Source organism: Pseudomonas sp. Leaf15 (assembly GCF_001421425.1).
Classification (GTDB): Bacteria; Pseudomonadota; Gammaproteobacteria; order Pseudomonadales; family Pseudomonadaceae; genus Aquipseudomonas; species Aquipseudomonas salomonii.
Map to the genome: position 1 here is coordinate 653,052 of NZ_LMKI01000001.1, position 16,771 is coordinate 669,822.

Below are 16,771 nucleotides of genomic sequence, written 5' to 3' on the forward strand. Positions count from 1 at the left end.
TATAGTTCCTATGCAGGTGTAAAAAATTCATTCGACCGTACAGAAATAAACACACCGGCGCGGAAAAGGCCGTGTTCAACTTCACTATTCAACAAACCTTAAACAGCCACGCACCGTTTAAACATCAGCGCGCATTTAAAGTCGTCTATCTTTATAGGCAGGCAAAAAAATGGCCCCTTGAACAAGGGGCCAATTTTTACAACGAAGGCAGCACTCAGAACAGCTTGCGACCCTTGTTGGCGGCGATGCGCATACGCAACGCGTTCAGCTTGATGAAGCCTGCCGCGTCGGCCTGGTTGTAAGCACCGCCGTCTTCTTCGAAGGTGGCGATGTTGGCGTCGAACAGCGACTCATCAGACTTGCGACCGGTGACGATCACGTTGCCCTTGTACAGCTTCAGGCGCACAACGCCGTTCACGTGGACCTGGGAGGCGTCGATCATCTGTTGCAGCATCAGACGCTCCGGGCTCCACCAGTAACCGGTGTAGATCAGGCTGGCGTACTTGGGCATCAGCTCGTCTTTGAGGTGAGCCACTTCGCGGTCCAGGGTGATGGACTCAATGGCGCGGTGAGCGCGCAGCATGATGGTGCCGCCTGGGGTTTCGTAGCAGCCACGGGACTTCATGCCCACGTAACGGTTCTCGACGATGTCGAGACGGCCGATACCGTGTTCGCCACCGATACGGTTCAGGGTCGCCAGCACGGTGGCCGGGGTCATTTCGACGCCGTCCAGTGCCACGATGTCGCCGTTGCGGTAGGTCAGTTCCAGGTACTGGGCCTTGTCTGGAGCGTTCTCCGGGGAGACGGTCCATTTCCACATGTCTTCTTCGTGCTCGGTCCAGGTGTCTTCCAGCACGCCGCCTTCATAGGAGATGTGCAGCAAGTTGGCGTCCATCGAGTACGGGGACTTCTTCTTGCCGTGACGCTCGATCGGGATTGCATGCTTTTCAGCGTAATCCATCAGCTTTTCACGGGACAACAGGTCCCATTCACGCCACGGTGCAATCACTTTCACGCCTGGCTTGAGAGCGTAGGCACCCAGCTCGAAACGCACCTGGTCGTTGCCCTTGCCGGTAGCGCCATGGGAAATGGCGTCGGCGCCGGTTTCGTTGGCGATTTCGATCAGGCGTTTGGCGATCAGCGGGCGCGCGATGGAAGTACCCAGCAGGTACTCGCCTTCGTAGACGGTGTTGGCGCGAAACATCGGGAAGACGAAATCGCGGACGAATTCTTCGCGCAGGTCGTCAATGTAGATCTCTTTCACGCCCATGGCTTGCGCCTTGGCACGTGCAGGTTCGACCTCTTCGCCCTGACCCAGGTCAGCGGTGAAGGTCACCACTTCACAGTTATAAGTATCCTGCAGCCACTTGAGGATCACCGAAGTGTCCAGGCCGCCGGAATACGCGAGAACGACCTTGTTTACGTCGGCCATGCCATCACTCCACGGGGTTGTACGGAAAGCCGTCGATTCTACCGACCAAAACCGTGAATTTACAGAGGCGCGACAGCAAATGAAGATAAAGCGACAGATTATGTCGAGCGGGCGACCGATGGTCGCACCTTATGAGGTGTGTGCCGCGCTGCTCGGGCCAGTGGCCTGGGGCGCCGGTTTCTCGGGGGCAGCCACGCGTTCGAGCTGAATATTCACGCGGCGATTGCGGGCGCGGTTGGCGGCATTGGTATTGGGCGCCAGTGGGTAACTTTCACCGTGAAAACGCATCGTGATCTGCCCTTCCTGAATGCCATTGGCCTTGAGGTAGTCCATCACCGCCAGGGCTCGACGGCGCGAGACGTCACGGTTGGTCAGGCGGTTGCCGCTGTTGTCGGAATGCCCATTGAGCTCGACGTGATTGACCGTCGGGTCGGCTTTCATGAACGCGAGAATCACATCCAGCTTCTTTTTGGCAGCGGCGTCCAGCTCGATACCGCCGCCGGGGAAGCCGACTTCCGTCTGTTTGACCTGGTCGTAATTCATCGGCAACAGCTTGGTGGTGCACAGTTGATAGTCGTTGAAGGCCTTGTTGAATTTCACCGGCAACAGGCGGACTTCCGAGTAGCCGCCCTCACGCCCGTAATGCCGCACGGTGGGGCTGCGCCCTTCGAGCAAGCCGGTGAACAAACGTCCGGCCTGGGCCTGGGAGCTGTTGAACAGCACATCACCACTGCCGACACGCACCGCACCGAGGTTGATATCGCCACGGCCCGGCTGCCACGGAGCAGCCGCCGCCAACAAGGTCGCCGAGCCCGCACCGAGCGCACCGTTGTAGGCTTTCAGGCGAAATGTCGCCTGCTCACCGGCCCGGCGCACGAACTCACCTGAACCGAAATCGGTGATCGGCTGGGTCAGGCGGCACTCGAACTGGTCGCCTTCCACCTTCCACTCAATGTTCTCCAGACGTGTCTGGAATGTGAGTGCCATCGCAGGCAGGCTGGCGAACACACTGAGCAGGGCTAGATAATGCTGGCGCACGGGAGGCTCCACTGGTTTCTACAACACTTCAAAGCGTCATACGTCGTTAAGGCATACCCAGGGATATCGGACACGTGCGGCAAAACTTGATAGCGAGTGCCTGCAAGAGTCTTTTCCGGTAGCATTCCCACCAGATTGACCCGCCTGGAATCCCCAATGTCCGACCGCCTGACCCTGCTGCGTCCCGACGACTGGCATATTCATCTTCGCGATGGTGCTGCGTTACCCCAAACCGTGGCCGATGTAGCGCGCACGTTTGGCCGCGCGATTATCATGCCTAACCTGGTACCTCCGGTGCGTAATGCCGAGCAAGCCGATGCCTACCGCCAGCGTATCCTCGCTGCGCGCCCGGCCGGCAGCCGCTTCGAACCGTTGATGGTGCTCTACCTCACCGACCGCACCCAGCCTGCCGAAATCCGCGAGGCCAAGGCCAGCGGTTTCGTGTACGCCGCCAAGCTGTACCCGGCGGGCGCGACCACCAACTCCGACTCCGGCGTGACCAGTATCGACAAGATCCTGCCGGCGATCGAAGCCATGGCCGAAGTCGGCATGCCGCTGCTGATCCACGGGGAAGTCACCCGTGGCGATGTGGATGTGTTTGATCGTGAAAAGATCTTCATCGACGAGCATATGCGCCGTGTGGTCGAGCTGTTCCCGACCCTCAAGGTCGTGTTCGAACACATCACCACCGCCGACGCCGTGCAGTTCGTCAACGAGGCTTCGGCCAACGTCGGCGCGACCATCACCGCGCATCACCTGCTCTACAACCGCAACCACATGCTGGTGGGCGGGATTCGGCCGCACTTCTATTGCCTGCCGATCCTCAAGCGCAACACCCACCAGGTGGCCCTGCTGGACGCCGCCACCAGCGGCAGCCCTAAGTTCTTCCTCGGCACCGACTCGGCGCCACACGCCCAGCATGCCAAAGAAGCGGCATGCGGCTGCGCCGGTTGCTACACCGCATATGCCGCCATCGAGTTGTATGCCGAAGCGTTTGAACAGCGCAACGCCCTGGACAAGCTCGAGGCGTTCGCCAGCCTCAACGGCCCGCGCTTCTACGGCCTGCCGGCGAATACCGACCGCATTACCCTGGTTCGTGAAGACTGGACCGCCCCTGCCAGCCTGCCGTTTGGCGAGCTGACTGTTATCCCGCTGCGCGCCGGTGAAACACTGCGCTGGCGCCTGCTGGAGGAAAGCAAGTGAGTGAAGACCATTACGACGACGAACACGAGCACAGTGGTGGCGGCTCCCGCCACCCGATGGCCGAGCGGTTTCGCGGCTATCTGCCGGTTGTCATCGACGTAGAAACCGGTGGTTTCAACTGCGCCACCGACGCGTTGCTGGAAATCGCCGCTACCACCATCGGCATGGACGAGCAGGGTTTTGTGTTCCCGGAACACACCCACTTCTTCCGTGTGGAGCCGTTTGAAGGCGCGAATATCGAAGCTGCAGCCCTGGAATTCACCGGGATCAAGCTCGATCACCCGCTGCGCATGGCTGTAAGTGAAGAAGCGGCGCTCACCGATATCTTCCGTGGTGTGCGCAAAGCGTTGAAGGCCAATGGCTGCAAACGCGCGATCCTGGTGGGCCACAACAGCAGCTTCGACCTGGGCTTCCTGAATGCTGCCGTGACGCGCTTGGACATGAAGCGCAACCCGTTTCACCCTTTCTCCAGCTTCGACACCGCCACGCTTGCGGGCCTGGCTTACGGCCAGACCGTGCTGGCGAAGGCCTGCCAGGCAGCCGGTATCGACTTTGACGGTCGTGAGGCCCACTCGGCCCGCTACGACACCGAAAAAACCGCCGAGCTGTTCTGCGGCATCGTCAACCGCTGGAAACAGATGGGCGGCTGGGAAGACTTCAACGACTGAAGTTGAACCCCGCGCATAAAAAAACCGGCCTTCTCAGGCCGGTTTTTTTTGCTTCGAACCTGGCTTACAGCTTGCCGGCGTTCTCGGTCAGGTAAGCCGCAACGCCTTCTGGCGAAGCGTTCATGCCTTTGTCGCCTTTTTTCCAGTTGGCAGGGCAGACTTCGCCGTGCTCTTCGTGGAATTGCAGGGCGTCAACCAGACGGATCAGCTCTTCCATGTTACGGCCCAGCGGCAGGTCGTTGATGATCTGCGAGCGCACAACGCCCTTGTCGTCGATCAGGAACGCGCCACGGAACGCCACGCCGCCTTCGGACTCAACGTCGTAGGCCTTGGCAATGTCGTGCTTCATGTCGGCAGCCATGGTGTATTTGACTTTGCCGATGCCGCCATCATTGATGGCGGTGTTGCGCCAGGCGTTGTGGGTGAAATGGGAGTCGATGGAAACGGCCACCACTTCAACGTTGCGCGCCTTGAAATCGTCCATGCGGTGGTCCAGAGCAATCAGCTCCGACGGGCACACGAAGGTGAAGTCCAGCGGGTAGAAAAACACCAGGCCGTATTTGCCTTTGATGGCTTCAGACAGTTTAAAGCTGTCAACGATTTCGCCATTGCCGAGGACGGCAGGTACGTCGAAATCCGGGGCTTGTTTGCCGACGAGTACGCTCATTGGGTATCTCCTGATGTAAGGGTGACGATTGAAGTAAAAGGACCAGCCCAAGTCTGGCGCAGTTAAGCGACAGGCCTGTGACGCGGTCACGCTTCGTGAAGACCGACCATCATACACTGAAAAAACCGTTCGTCAGCGCGCCGCAGGGACCTGGCAAAACCCTGCGAATCTACTTTGACAATCATTCTCGTTAACATTAAGATCCATCGCACTTAAGCCTTAAACCCGCGATGGTTCTCCCTTATGTATGTCTGCCTCTGCACTGGCGTCACCGACGGACAAATCCGCGAAGCAATCTATGAAGGTTGCTGCAGCTACAAGGAAGTACGTGAAACCACCGGCGTTGCCAGCCAGTGCGGCAAATGTGCTTGCCTCGCCAAGCAAGTGGTACGGGAAACCCTGACGCAGCTGCAAACAGCCCAGGCCGCGCTCCCCTACTCAGCAGAATTTACACACGCTTAAATAAGCGTGTTTTGAAGAACCGGACTTAGTGTCCGGTTTTTTTATGCCCGTAATTCAATTAGTTAGCGCCAAGACGCGGAACACAAACATTCTTATTCCGATTAATTTTCATTTATTATTCAATAACTTAGGTTTGACACTAGGGATTTCGCCGCTCAAACTCCGCCTTATACACAGCTATTACAGGGCAGGACCCCAGTCATGAAAGGCGACATCTCAGTCATCCAGCAACTCAACAAAATCCTTGCCAATGAACTGGTCGCGATCAATCAGTACTTTCTGCATGCGCGCATGTATGACGATTGGGGCCTGGAAAAGCTCGGCAAGCGTGAGTACAAAGAATCGATCAAGGCCATGAAGGACGCAGACGCGCTGATCAAGCGCATCCTGTTCCTGGAAGGCCTGCCGAACGTACAGGACCTGGGCAAGCTGAACATCGGCGAGCACACCCAGGAAATGATCAGCAGCGACCTGAAGTTCGAGCAGAAGAGCCACAGCGACCTCAAGGCCGCCATCGCTCACTGCGAAACCAAAGGCGACTTCGGCAGCCGTGAGCTGCTGGAAGATATCCTGGAAGATCAGGAAGAACATATCGACTGGCTGGAAACCCAGCTGGGCTTGATCGTTAAAGTCAGCCTGGAAAACTACCTGCAATCGCAGATGGGTGAATAAGCGCTGAAGATCGTTCCCACTTGAGCATGGTGACGCAGAGCGTCACAGGATGCATTCCCACGCGAAGCGTGGGAACGATCACAAAAAAGCCCCGCTCTCTTTCGAGAAGCGGGGCTTTTTATTGCGTTCGGATCAAGCGTCAGTCTTGGCTGCCGCGTTTGCCGCTGCTTCTTTGATCAACGCTTGCAACGAACCATCAGCTGCCATTTCTGTGATGATATCGCTACCGCCGACCAGTTCACCGGCTACCCACAATTGCGGGAAAGTTGGCCAGTTGGCGTACTTCGGCAGGTTGGCGCGGATTTCCGGGTTTTGCAGGATATCCACGTAAGCGAATTTCTCGCCGCACGCCATGATGGCCTGGGAAGCCTTCGCGGAGAAACCGCACTGAGGAGCGTTCGGGGCGCCCTTCATGTAAAGCAGAATGGTGTTATTGGCAATCTGCTCTTTGATCGTTTCGATGATATCCATGGAACACCTCGGCTGGAACTTTGCGACTCACAGGTCGGCACGGTGGCGCATTGTAACGCAAAATTCCAGCGCGGTGCTCGGGCCTTATGCGGCGGCCACCTGCACCGGCACGCCATTGAGCGCGGCGTTTCCAGACAATTCGTCCAATTGCCGCTCGTCGGTCAGGTCATTGGCACTGGCCCCGGGCTGGCTGCTGGCGATGCTCATGCGCACGCCTGGCCGACCGTGCCCCCAGCCGTGAGGCAGGCTGACCACGCCGGGCATTATGTCCAGGCTCGCCACCACTTCCACTTCAATCTCGCCAATGCGTGAGCTGACGCGCACCCACTGCCCATCGCTCAATTGTCGGCTGGCCAGGTCGTCGGGGTGCATATGCAGTTGATGACGCGGCTTGCCCTTCACCAGGCGGTGATAGTTATGCATCCAGGAATTGTTGCTGCGCACATGCCGACGGCCGATCAGTAACAATTCATTGACCATCGGCACCGGCTGCGCGGCAAACCGCGCCAGGTCCGCCAGGATCACCGCAGGCGCGGCCTGCACGTGGCCGTCGGCGGTTTTCAAGCGGGCGGCCAGGTTAGGCTTGAGCGGCCCCAGGTCCACCCCATGGGGATGATCGGCGAGCATGGCCACCGACAGTTTGTGCTCGGACGCATCGCCATAGACCCCGGCGCGCAAGCCAAAGTCGATCATCTGTGCCGGTGCCATGGTCGGCTTGAGCGCAACACCTGTGTGCGCAGCGAAGGCCTTGGCCAAACCGACAAAGATCTCCCAATCATGCAACGCGCCGGCAGGCTTGGGCAGAATCGCGCGATTGAAGCGGGTGACGTTACGCACCGCAAACATATTGAACGTGGTGTCGTAGTGATCGTTTTCCAGCGCCGAGGTGGACGGCAGGATCAGATCGGCATAGCGCGTGGTTTCGTTGATATACAGGTCGACGCTGACCATGAACTCCAAGCCGTCCAGGGCCTTCTCCAGTTGGCGACCGTTAGGCGTGGACAGCACCGGGTTTCCGGCCACCGTCACCAGGGCGCGGATCTGCCCTTCGCCTTCGGTGAGCATTTCTTCGGCCAGGGCCGAAACGGGCAACTCACCACCGTACTCCGGACGCCCGGACACCCGGCTTTGCCAGCGATTGAAGTGCCCACCGCCCGTGGAGGCCACCAGGTCCACCGCCGGCGTAGTGCACAGGGCGCCGCCGACACGGTCGAGGTTGCCCGTGACCAGGTTGATCAATTGCACCAGCCAATGGCACAGCGTGCCGAATGCCTGGGTCGATACGCCCATGCGCCCGTAGCAAACGGCCTTGTCCGCCGCCGCAAAGTCTCGCGCCAACTGGCGGATCTGCTCGGCAGGCACCGCACATTGGCGGCTCATGGCTTCGGCGGTAAACCCGGCAATCGCCTGGCGCACGTCCTCCAGGCCAGCAATCGGCAAATGGCTGTCGCGGGTCAGGTTTTCGCTGAACAGGGTGTTGAGCAGCCCGAACAGCAACGCGGCGTCGCCGCCGGGCCGTACGAACACATGTTGGTCGGCAATCGCCGCCGTCTCGCTGCGCCGGGGGTCAACCACCACTACTTTGCCGCCGCGGGCCTGGATGGCCTTGAGGCGTTTTTCCACATCGGGCACGGTCATGATGCTGCCGTTGGACGCCAGCGGGTTGCCGCCCAGGATCAGCATGAAGTCGGTGTGGTCGATGTCCGGAATCGGCAACAACAAGCCATGGCCGTACATCAGGTGGCTGGTGAGGTGATGGGGCAACTGGTCCACCGAGGTGGCGGAAAACCGATTGCGTGTCTTCAGCAGGCCAAGGAAGTAGTTGCTGTGGGTCATCAACCCATAGTTATGCACGCTGGGGTTGCCCTGATACACCGCCACCGCATTCTGCCCGTGCCGGGCCTGAATGCCTGCGAGGCGTTCGGCTACCAGTGCAAAGGCTTCGTCCCACGGGATCGGCTGCCAGTCGCTGCCCACGCGCAGCATGGGCTGGTGCAGGCGGTCGGGGTCGTTCTGGATGTCCTGCAGCGCCACGGCTTTCGGGCAAATGTGTCCGCGGCTGAACGTGTCCAGCGGGTCGCCCTTGATGGAAGTGATCGCCAGGCTGCCGTCGTCCGCCTGGGTGGTTTCCAGGGTCAGACCACAGATGGCTTCACACAGATGGCAGGCACGGTGGTGGAGAGTCTTGGTCATGGCCAGTCTCTTTATTGGGCTTTGGCCCAACTATGGCCCGGCAACCGGACGCGCACCAGCAACGTTCGTCCTGTGAATCGAGGGGCATCAGGCCAGACCATGGGCAAGTGTTTCAAATCTTTGCATAGGCGCTCCGAAACCGACACAACCCGCTCCAGGCCCGCCCCACACATTGCAAAAGGTCTTGGCGCCAGTGTACAAATGGGTCGCTGCTGTCAGGAATCAGTCTTCAAAAGCGCTCCGGCGCCCCTCTTGAACACCCTTAATAACCGTAGCCCTATTGGTAAGACGCGACATTTAATTATAAGATCGCGCCTTCCCCTATTTCGTCGCCCCGTGCGGCTTTCGCCGCAGGTCTCGCCCGTTGTCACAATAAACAAGGCTTTGAGTATCTGCGGTCTGTTGCAAAAAGGTAGTTAATGATGAGCGCAAGGCACTTTCTCTCCCTGATGGATTGCACGCCCGAAGAGCTGGTCAGCGTGATCCGTCGAGGCATTGAGCTTAAAGACCTGCGTAACCGCGGCGTACTGTTCGAGCCTTTGAAAAACCGTGTGCTCGGGATGATTTTCGAGAAGTCGTCGACCCGCACCCGCGTGTCGTTCGAAGCCGGCATGATCCAGCTGGGTGGCCAAGCCATCTTCCTGTCCTCGCGTGACACCCAACTGGGCCGTGGCGAGCCGATTGCCGACGCCGCCCGCGTGATGTCGCGCATGCTCGATGCGGTGATGATCCGTACTTTTGCCCACAGCACCGTGACCGAATTTTCCGCCAACTCGCGCGTACCGGTGATCAACGGCCTGTCCGATGACCTGCACCCGTGCCAGTTGCTGGCCGACATGCAAACCTTCCTTGAACACCGGGGTTCGATCCAGGGCAAAACCGTGGCCTGGATCGGGGACGGCAACAACATGTGCAACAGCTATATAGAAGCGGCGATCCAGTTCGACTTCCAACTGCGCGTTGCCTGCCCCGAAGGCTACGAGCCCGATGCACGTTTCCTGGCCCAGGCCGGCGATCGCGTGACCCTGGTGCGCGACCCGCGTGACGCGGTCATCGGCGCACACCTGGTGAGCACCGACGTGTGGACCTCCATGGGCCAGGAAGAAGAGACCGCCAAGCGCCTGGCGCTGTTCGCGCCGTTCCAGGTGACCCGCGCCCTGCTCGACCTGGCCGCGCCGGACGTGCTTTTCATGCACTGCCTGCCCGCACACCGTGGCGAAGAAATCAGCCTCGACCTGCTCGACGATGAACGTTCTGTGGCATGGGACCAGGCCGAGAACCGCCTGCATGCGCAAAAGGCGCTGCTCGAATTCCTCGTCCCGCCGTCGTACCACCACGCATGAGCCAGCCATTACTGCTGAACCTGCGCAATCTGGCATGCGGCTATCAAGATCAACGTGTGGTGCAGAACCTCAACCTGCACCTCAATGCCGGCGACATCGGCTGCCTGCTGGGTTCCTCGGGTTGCGGCAAAACCACGACCTTGCGGGCGATTGCCGGGTTTGAGCCGGTGCATGAAGGTGAGATCAGCCTGGCCGGTGAAGTAATCTCCAGCGCCGGGTTCACCCTGGCGCCGGAGAAACGCCGCATTGGCATGGTGTTCCAGGACTACGCACTGTTTCCGCATTTGAGCGTGGCCGACAACATCGCCTTCGGCATTCGCAAGCACCCGCAAAAAGACCGTGTGGTTGCCGAACTGCTGGAACTGGTCAACCTGAAAAACCTCGGCAAGCGCTTCCCCCACGAGCTTTCCGGCGGCCAGCAACAACGCGTCGCCCTCGCCCGCGCGCTGGCGCCGGAACCGCAACTGTTGCTGCTCGACGAACCCTTCTCCAACCTCGACGGCGAACTGCGGCGCAAGCTCAGCCATGAGGTGCGCGACATTCTCAAGGCCCGTGGCACCAGTGCGATTCTGGTGACCCATGATCAGGAAGAAGCCTTCGCCGTGAGTGATCAGGTGGGGGTATTCAAGGAAGGCCGCCTTGAGCAGTGGGACACGCCCTACAACCTCTACCACGAACCGCAGACGCCTTATGTCGCCAGCTTTATCGGCCAGGGTTACTTCATTCGCGGGCAGTTGAGTTCGCCGGAATCGGTGAGTACCGAACTGGGTGACTTGCGTGGCAATCGTGCCTATACCTGGCCAACCGGTGGCGCGGTGGATGTTCTGCTACGCCCGGATGACATTGTTTATGCGCCGGACAGCGCGTTGAAAGCGCGAATTGTCGGCAAAACGTTCCTTGGCGCTTCGACCTTGTACCGCCTGCAACTGCCGACCGGCGCACAGCTGGAGTCGATTTTCCCCAGCCATGCAGATCATCAGGTCGGTGCGCAGGTGGGGATTCGGGTGGCGGCGGAGCATCTGGTGTTGTTTCAGGCATCGGGCAGCACGGCGGCGCAGATTCCTCAGGTGGAATCCGGCGTGCGACGTTACAGCCCGGCGCACTGACCAACTGACAAAAACCGGGTAAACATGTGGGAGCTGGCTTGCCTGCGATGGCATCACTGTGGTCTGTCTGATAGACCGAGGTGTCTGCATCGCAGGCAAGCCAGCTCCCACATTAGATTTTCAGCGCATTCAGAAGTGAATTTCAGCCTCGCCCAATCGGCGCAAACCTGGCCTGGGTATGCTCGGCCAGCACCGCTGCGGCCAATTCCACTTCCAATCCCCTTCTACCTGCACTCACATGAATCGTCGCAAACTGTTGCGCGGTCTCATCGATAAAGGTGCGCAAACGCTTCTTCTGCCCTAAAGGGCTGATGCCACCCAACAGGTAACCGGTAGAGCGCTGCGCCGCGACCGGATCGGCCATCTCGGCTTTTTTAACGCCGGCCGCATGGGCCAGCGCCTTCAGGTCCAGACTTCCGACGACCGGCACCACCGCCACCAACAATTCACCTTTCTCACTGCTGGCCAGCAAGGTCTTGAACACCTGCGCCGGGTCGAGCCCCAATTTTTCCGCGGCCTCCAGGCCGTAAGACGCGGCCTTGGGGTCGTGCTCGTAACTGTGGATGCGATGTTCGGCGCGAACTTTTTTCAACAGGTCCAGTGCGGGGGTCATGTCTACTCCTGGCGCAGCAAAAAGATCGACAATTCTAGGCCAAGCCCGCGCAAAACGCTCTAGTGCGACCCTCCTGCTGTGAACACTTGCAGCCTCACCCGTGATCATTCACCAGACCAATAGTTCGAAAATGACCAATGGTTCACTTTCGACCTTTGACAGCGGTCATTCTTGTCTATATTTTTTCGTTTCCGAATACTGTAGGAATAGTACTCCAGTGTTCCAGCGGGAAGCTGCAGTCAGGATGGGGATCCTGATTACGGTGAAAATCGCGCAATGGCCCGTTGAGGCTATGCGCCAACAAGAACAACAATCGAGGTTTGCCATGACTACTGCTCTTCAACAGCCTTCACTTTCGAGCCAATGCATGGCCGAGTTCCTGGGGACTGCGCTTCTGATCTTCTTCGGTACAGGATGTGTCGCTGCGCTCAAGGTCGCGGGTGCCAGCTTCGGGCTGTGGGAAATCAGTATTATCTGGGGCATCGGCGTGAGCATGGCGATCTACCTCACAGCCGGTATTTCCGGGGCGCACCTCAACCCGGCGGTGAGTATCGCCTTGTGCATCTTTGCCGATTTCGAAAAACGCAAACTGCCTTTCTATATCCTCGCGCAAATCGCTGGCGCCTTCTGCTCGGCGGCGTTGGTTTACACGCTGTACAGCAACCTCTTTTTCGATTACGAACAAACTCACCATATGGTGCGCGGCTCCCAGGCCAGCCTGGAATTGGCATCGGTATTCTCCACCTACCCGCATGCCTTGCTGAGCACGGCCCAGGCATTCCTGGTGGAAATGGTCATCACCGCCATCCTGATGGGTGTGATCATGGCCCTGACCGACGATAACAACGGCCTGCCCCGTGGCCCATTGGCCCCACTGCTGATCGGCCTGCTGATTGCCGTAATCGGCAGCGCCATGGGCCCGCTGACCGGTTTTGCGATGAACCCGGCGCGGGATTTCGGCCCCAAGCTGATGACCTTTTTCGCCGGCTGGGGTGAAATGGCCTTTACTGGCGGCCGCGATATTCCTTACTTCCTGGTACCGATTTTCGCGCCGATTGTCGGCGCCTGCCTCGGCGCAGCGGCTTACCGCGGGCTGATTGCCCGCCACCTGCCAAGCGCCGCACCTGCTATAGCTGAAGAAACACCTGACACGGCTGTCAACGGCAAGACTCGTATTTCCTGAAAGCGCCGGCCTGGTGCCCCTGCCCTTCGCGGCCCAGGCTGATTTCCGACTTCCTTATTTCGTCCAAGGCAATTGACATGACCGACATTCAGAATAAGAACTACATCATTGCCCTCGATCAGGGCACCACCAGTTCGCGGGCGATCATCTTCGATCGTGACGCCAACGTGGTCTGCACCGCCCAGCGTGAATTCGCTCAGCATTACCCGCAAGCCGGCTGGGTCGAACATGACCCGATGGAAATCTTCGCCACCCAGAGCGCGGTGATGGTCGAGGCCCTGGCACAAGCCGGCCTGCACCATGACCAAGTCGCCGCCATCGGTATCACCAACCAGCGTGAAACCACCGTAGTCTGGGACAAGATCACCGGCCGCCCGATCTACAACGCGATCGTGTGGCAGTGCCGCCGCAGCACCGAGATCTGCCAGCAGCTCAAGCGCGACGGCCACGAGCAATACATCAGCGACACCACCGGCCTGGTCACCGACCCGTACTTCTCCGGCACCAAGCTCAAGTGGATCCTCGACAACGTCGAAGGCAGCCGCGAACGTGCGCGCAACGGCGAACTGCTGTTCGGTACCGTCGACAGCTGGCTGATCTGGAAATTTACCGGCGGCAAGACCCACGTCACCGACTACACCAACGCCTCGCGCACCATGCTCTTCAACATCCACACCCTGGAGTGGGATGCGAAGATGCTGGAGATCCTCGACGTACCGCGCGAAATGCTGCCGGAAGTGAAGTCCTCCTCGGAAATCTACGGCCGCACCAAAAGCGGCATCGCCATCGGCGGGATTGCCGGTGACCAGCAAGCGGCGCTGTTCGGCCAGATGTGCGTGGAAGCCGGCCAGGCCAAGAACACTTACGGCACCGGTTGCTTCCTGCTGATGAACACCGGCGACAAAGCCGTGAAATCCAAGCACGGCATGCTCACCACCATCGCTTGCGGCCCACGTGGCGAAGTGGCTTACGCCCTCGAAGGCGCGGTCTTCAACGGTGGCTCTACCGTGCAATGGCTGCGTGACGAGCTGAAAATCATCGCCGACGCCACCGACACCGAATACTTCGCCGGCAAGGTCAAGGACAGTAACGGCGTGTACCTGGTGCCCGCCTTCACCGGCCTGGGCGCCCCGTACTGGGACCCGTATGCCCGTGGCGCGCTGTTCGGCCTGACCCGTGGCGTGCGCGTGGATCACATTATTCGTGCCGCCCTGGAGTCGATTGCCTACCAGACCCGTGACGTGCTGGACGCCATGCAACAGGACTCGGGCGAACGCCTCAAAGCCCTGCGCGTGGACGGCGGCGCGGTGGCCAACAACTTCCTGATGCAGTTCCAGGCCGACATCCTCGGCACCCAGGTGGAGCGCCCGCAAATGCGTGAGACCACGGCACTCGGCGCCGCTTACCTGGCAGGCCTGGCCTGTGGTTTCTGGGGCAGCCTGGACGAGTTGCGTGGCAAGGCCGTGATCGAGCGCGAATTCGAACCACAGCTTGATGAAGCCGCCAAAGAGAAGCTCTACGCCGGCTGGCAAAAAGCAGTCAGCCGCACCCGCGACTGGGAACCGCACGAAGGCGCTGAATAAGCCAACCGCCGGACCCATATCGGGTTGTAACTGGCGGGGAGTCGATTGCTGCGGCATCATGGGCCACTTTTGTATGGCAGCCCAAAGGACGCCCCATGAATCTGCCTCCCCGCCAACAACAAATCCTCGAACTGGTACGCGAACGCGGCTACGTCAGTATCGAGGAGATGGCGCAGCTATTCGTTGTCACCCCGCAAACCATCCGCCGCGATATCAACCAGCTGGCGGACGCCAATCTGCTGCGCCGCTACCACGGCGGCGCGGCCTATGACTCCAGTGTCGAGAACACCGCGTACGCTATGCGTGCCGACCAGATGCGTGACGAAAAACAACGCATCGGCGAAGCCATTGCCGCGCAAATTCCTGATCACGCCTCGCTGTTTATCAATATCGGCACCACCACCGAATCCATCGCGCGTGCGCTGCTCAATCACAACCACCTGAAAATCATCACCAACAACCTCAACGTTGCCACCATGCTCAGTGCCAAGGACGACTTCGACGTGCTGTTGACCGGCGGCAACGTACGCCGTGACGGCGGTGTGGTGGGCCAGGCGAGTGTCGACTTTATCAACCAGTTCAAGGTCGACTTTGCCTTGGTGGGCATCAGCGGCATTGATGAAGATGGCAGCCTGCTGGACTTCGATTATCAGGAAGTCAGGGTTTCCCAGGCGATCATCGCCAATGCGCGCCAGGTGATTCTGGCGGCGGACTCAAGCAAATTCGGGCGCAATGCCATGATTCGCTTGGGGCCGATCAGTCTGGTGGACTGCCTGGTGACGGATCAGCAGCCGGTGCCGGCGCTGGTGCAATTGTTGAATCAGCACAAAGTCAGGCTGGAAGTGGTTTAGCGCCTGGACTGGCGCCATCGCGRGCAAGCCCGCTTGTGTCTTGATCTGGGAATAAACTCTGTGGTGAGAGGGGTGGATGGCAAGCTGTGAGTCCGCGGTGCTAGAAGCACGAGTGGGAGCAAAGCYGGCTTGTGTCTTGATCTGGGAATAAACTCTGTGGTGAGAGGGGTGGATGGCAAGCTGTGAGTCCGCGGTGCTAGAAGCACGAGTGGGAGCAAAGCTGCCATCCACCTTTCCACTCTGGCCGATAAGCCCGAACAGTTGGACGAGCGCCACTCGAATCACAAGCGTGGGCAGAGCCAGAGCACTCTCACTCCTGAGTGTAAGAGGGTTTTGCCATGATTTCCTGGGTCGGYATCGATATCTCTAAATCAAACCTTGTTGTCTGGGTTCAACCTCAGAAAGAAGGCTTCGAGATTCCAAACACATCTGAAGGCTTTGTTGAACTGATCAAACGATTGAGCTGCTATGAGGTTGGCCGGGTATTGCTGGAGGCCACGGGAGGCTACGAGCGCCAGGTCATGGCGGCACTGCAACAGGCGAATCTCCAAGTGCTCCGAATCAATCCTCGTCGGGCCAGAGCTTTCGCGGTGGCCATGGGCAAAAATGCCAAGACCGACCCGATTGATGCGGCAGTTCTGGCTGATTTTGCCGAGGTGCTGCATGGTTCTCACGAAAAGGTCATTTCTCCTGAGCGCGAAGCTCTGCGCGAACTGATCCAATTACGCGAGCACTTCGTTCAGCAGCGCGACGACAATAAGCGTCGACTTCAGCAGGCTCAGTTGCCAACCGTTGTCAGCGCTACCAAAGATCATATTCGCTACCTGCAAGCGCAGATCAAAGCCTTGGAAAAACACCTCGTTCAGAGCATGTTTGATTTGGACGCAGAAAAGTCCAGGCGACTCATGTCTGTGAAGGGGATTGGCAAAGTCGCGGCCGCCAGTTTGCTGGTTTACTTGCCGGAGTTGGGCGAGTTGGATCGCAGAGAAGTGGCGGCGTTAGCGGGCATAGCCCCTTACAACGACGACAGCGGAAACCACAATGGAAAACGGCAGATATACGGAGGAAGAACCCGTGTCAGGCATGCGTTATACATGTCGAGTTGGGTTGTTATCCGCTTTCAAGCAGACTTTAAAACGCGCTACGAGGCTCTAAGGGAGCGAGGCAAGAGCGCGAAAGTCGCGCTCATCGCCTGCATGCGGATACTACTGATCAGACTAAATGCCATGCTGCGAGACGGTACAGAATGGCGCTGACGGACGGTAGGTTAAGACAGTTGCTCCCAC

16 protein-coding genes are annotated in these 16,771 nt (G+C 59.1%); 10 read left to right on the top strand and 6 right to left on the bottom strand.

Features of this window, described 5'->3' with window-relative positions; translation table 11 throughout:
* Nucleotides 1–214: 214 nt before the first annotated feature.
* Together ASE80_RS03185 and ASE80_RS03190 are read right to left on the bottom strand one after the other, a co-directional pair.
* Nucleotides 215–1,432 (bottom strand): argininosuccinate synthase, encoded by a 1,218-nt coding sequence (locus tag ASE80_RS03185; RefSeq protein WP_003208700.1) that lies wholly within the window; start codon nt 1,430–1,432, stop codon nt 215–217.
* 129 nt (nt 1,433–1,561) lie between these two features.
* A complete protein-coding gene (locus ASE80_RS03190; protein WP_056857624.1) occupies nt 1,562–2,470 on the bottom strand; it encodes a flagellar protein MotY in 909 nt (302 codons plus the stop codon).
* A gap of 156 nt (nt 2,471–2,626) precedes the next feature.
* Here ASE80_RS03190 and pyrC point away from each other — a divergent pair, with 156 nt between their 5' ends.
* Both pyrC and rnt read left to right on the top strand, forming a co-directional pair.
* On the top strand, nt 2,627–3,673 hold the full coding sequence (gene pyrC / locus ASE80_RS03195; RefSeq protein WP_017137042.1) for a dihydroorotase: 1,047 nt from the start codon (nt 2,627–2,629) through the stop codon (nt 3,671–3,673).
* Complete coding sequence (gene rnt, locus ASE80_RS03200; RefSeq protein WP_017137041.1) at nt 3,670–4,341, top strand: ribonuclease T; 672 nt, start codon at nt 3,670–3,672, stop codon at nt 4,339–4,341. The genes pyrC and rnt overlap by 4 nt, the downstream gene beginning before the upstream one ends.
* A gap of 64 nt (nt 4,342–4,405) precedes the next feature.
* Here the strand turns inward: rnt and ASE80_RS03205 are convergent, their stop codons facing one another.
* Nucleotides 4,406–5,008, bottom strand: a complete 603-nt coding sequence (locus ASE80_RS03205; RefSeq protein WP_003172097.1) for a peroxiredoxin — start codon at nt 5,006–5,008, stop codon at nt 4,406–4,408.
* A gap of 243 nt (nt 5,009–5,251) precedes the next feature.
* Between ASE80_RS03205 and ASE80_RS03210 the strand changes: the two genes are divergently transcribed.
* Together ASE80_RS03210 and bfr are read left to right on the top strand one after the other, a co-directional pair.
* Nucleotides 5,252–5,470, top strand: a complete 219-nt coding sequence (locus ASE80_RS03210) for a bacterioferritin-associated ferredoxin (protein ID WP_010564137.1) — start codon at nt 5,252–5,254, stop codon at nt 5,468–5,470.
* A gap of 201 nt (nt 5,471–5,671) precedes the next feature.
* Nucleotides 5,672–6,142 carry a bacterioferritin gene (gene bfr, locus ASE80_RS03215; RefSeq protein WP_017137040.1) on the top strand — a complete coding sequence of 157 codons (471 nt, stop codon included), beginning with the start codon at nt 5,672–5,674 and terminating at the stop codon, nt 6,140–6,142.
* 132 nt (nt 6,143–6,274) lie between these two features.
* Here bfr and grxD read toward each other — a convergent pair whose 3' ends face one another.
* Nucleotides 6,275–6,613 carry a Grx4 family monothiol glutaredoxin gene (grxD, locus tag ASE80_RS03220; RefSeq protein ID WP_056857625.1) on the bottom strand — a complete coding sequence of 113 codons (339 nt, stop codon included), beginning with the start codon at nt 6,611–6,613 and terminating at the stop codon, nt 6,275–6,277.
* Between the two features lie 84 nt (nt 6,614–6,697).
* Complete coding sequence (locus ASE80_RS03225) at nt 6,698–8,806, bottom strand: molybdopterin oxidoreductase family protein (RefSeq protein WP_056857626.1); 2,109 nt, start codon at nt 8,804–8,806, stop codon at nt 6,698–6,700.
* 422 nt (nt 8,807–9,228) lie between these two features.
* Here ASE80_RS03225 and argF point away from each other — a divergent pair, with 422 nt between their 5' ends.
* Nucleotides 9,229–10,149, top strand: coding sequence for an ornithine carbamoyltransferase (gene argF / locus ASE80_RS03230; RefSeq protein ID WP_056857627.1), 921 nt, complete (start codon nt 9,229–9,231; stop codon nt 10,147–10,149).
* Nucleotides 10,146–11,255, top strand: coding sequence for an ABC transporter ATP-binding protein (locus tag ASE80_RS03235; RefSeq protein WP_056857628.1), 1,110 nt, complete (start codon nt 10,146–10,148; stop codon nt 11,253–11,255). Before argF ends, ASE80_RS03235 begins: the two co-directional genes overlap by 4 nt.
* Nucleotides 11,256–11,397: 142 nt before the next feature.
* Here the strand turns inward: ASE80_RS03235 and ybaK are convergent, their stop codons facing one another.
* Nucleotides 11,398–11,868, bottom strand: a complete 471-nt coding sequence (ybaK, locus tag ASE80_RS03240; RefSeq protein ID WP_056857629.1) for a Cys-tRNA(Pro) deacylase — start codon at nt 11,866–11,868, stop codon at nt 11,398–11,400.
* Between the two features lie 325 nt (nt 11,869–12,193).
* On the opposite strand from ybaK, the gene ASE80_RS03245 reads away from it, so the two are divergent.
* From ASE80_RS03245 to ASE80_RS03260, 4 genes are all read left to right on the top strand, one after another.
* Nucleotides 12,194–13,051 (top strand): MIP/aquaporin family protein, encoded by an 858-nt coding sequence (locus ASE80_RS03245; RefSeq protein WP_056857650.1) that lies wholly within the window; start codon nt 12,194–12,196, stop codon nt 13,049–13,051.
* Nucleotides 13,052–13,128: 77 nt separating this feature from the next.
* Nucleotides 13,129–14,634, top strand: coding sequence for a glycerol kinase GlpK (gene glpK, locus ASE80_RS03250; protein WP_017137034.1), 1,506 nt, complete (start codon nt 13,129–13,131; stop codon nt 14,632–14,634).
* Nucleotides 14,635–14,729: 95 nt separating this feature from the next.
* Entirely contained in the window at nt 14,730–15,485 is a 756-nt protein-coding gene (locus ASE80_RS03255; protein ID WP_010212755.1) for a DeoR/GlpR family transcriptional regulator, read from the top strand.
* Between the two features lie 338 nt (nt 15,486–15,823).
* The gene (locus ASE80_RS03260; protein ID WP_056857630.1) at nt 15,824–16,741 is read left to right on the top strand and encodes an IS110 family transposase; all 918 of its coding nucleotides are present in this window, start codon (nt 15,824–15,826) and stop codon (nt 16,739–16,741) included.
* Nucleotides 16,742–16,771 lie beyond the last annotated feature (30 nt).

Bases quoted from the DNA above. Each gene is read 5' to 3' on its own strand.
- ASE80_RS03185 (WP_003208700.1), bottom strand. From the start codon at position 1,432: ATGGCCGACGTAAACAAGGTCGTTCTCGCGTATTCCGGCGGCCTGGAC.
- pyrC (WP_017137042.1), top strand. From the start codon at position 2,627: ATGTCCGACCGCCTGACCCTGCTGCGTCCCGACGACTGGCATATTCAT.
- ASE80_RS03205 (WP_003172097.1), bottom strand. From the start codon at position 5,008: ATGAGCGTACTCGTCGGCAAACAAGCCCCGGATTTCGACGTACCTGCC.
- ASE80_RS03210 (WP_010564137.1), top strand. From the start codon at position 5,252: ATGTATGTCTGCCTCTGCACTGGCGTCACCGACGGACAAATCCGCGAA.
- bfr (WP_017137040.1), top strand. From the start codon at position 5,672: ATGAAAGGCGACATCTCAGTCATCCAGCAACTCAACAAAATCCTTGCC.
- grxD (WP_056857625.1), bottom strand. From the start codon at position 6,613: ATGGATATCATCGAAACGATCAAAGAGCAGATTGCCAATAACACCATT.
- ASE80_RS03225 (WP_056857626.1), bottom strand. From the start codon at position 8,806: ATGACCAAGACTCTCCACCACCGTGCCTGCCATCTGTGTGAAGCCATC.
- argF (WP_056857627.1), top strand. From the start codon at position 9,229: ATGAGCGCAAGGCACTTTCTCTCCCTGATGGATTGCACGCCCGAAGAG.
- ASE80_RS03235 (WP_056857628.1), top strand. From the start codon at position 10,146: ATGAGCCAGCCATTACTGCTGAACCTGCGCAATCTGGCATGCGGCTAT.
- ybaK (WP_056857629.1), bottom strand. From the start codon at position 11,868: ATGACCCCCGCACTGGACCTGTTGAAAAAAGTTCGCGCCGAACATCGC.
- ASE80_RS03245 (WP_056857650.1), top strand. From the start codon at position 12,194: ATGACTACTGCTCTTCAACAGCCTTCACTTTCGAGCCAATGCATGGCC.
- glpK (WP_017137034.1), top strand. From the start codon at position 13,129: ATGACCGACATTCAGAATAAGAACTACATCATTGCCCTCGATCAGGGC.
- ASE80_RS03255 (WP_010212755.1), top strand. From the start codon at position 14,730: ATGAATCTGCCTCCCCGCCAACAACAAATCCTCGAACTGGTACGCGAA.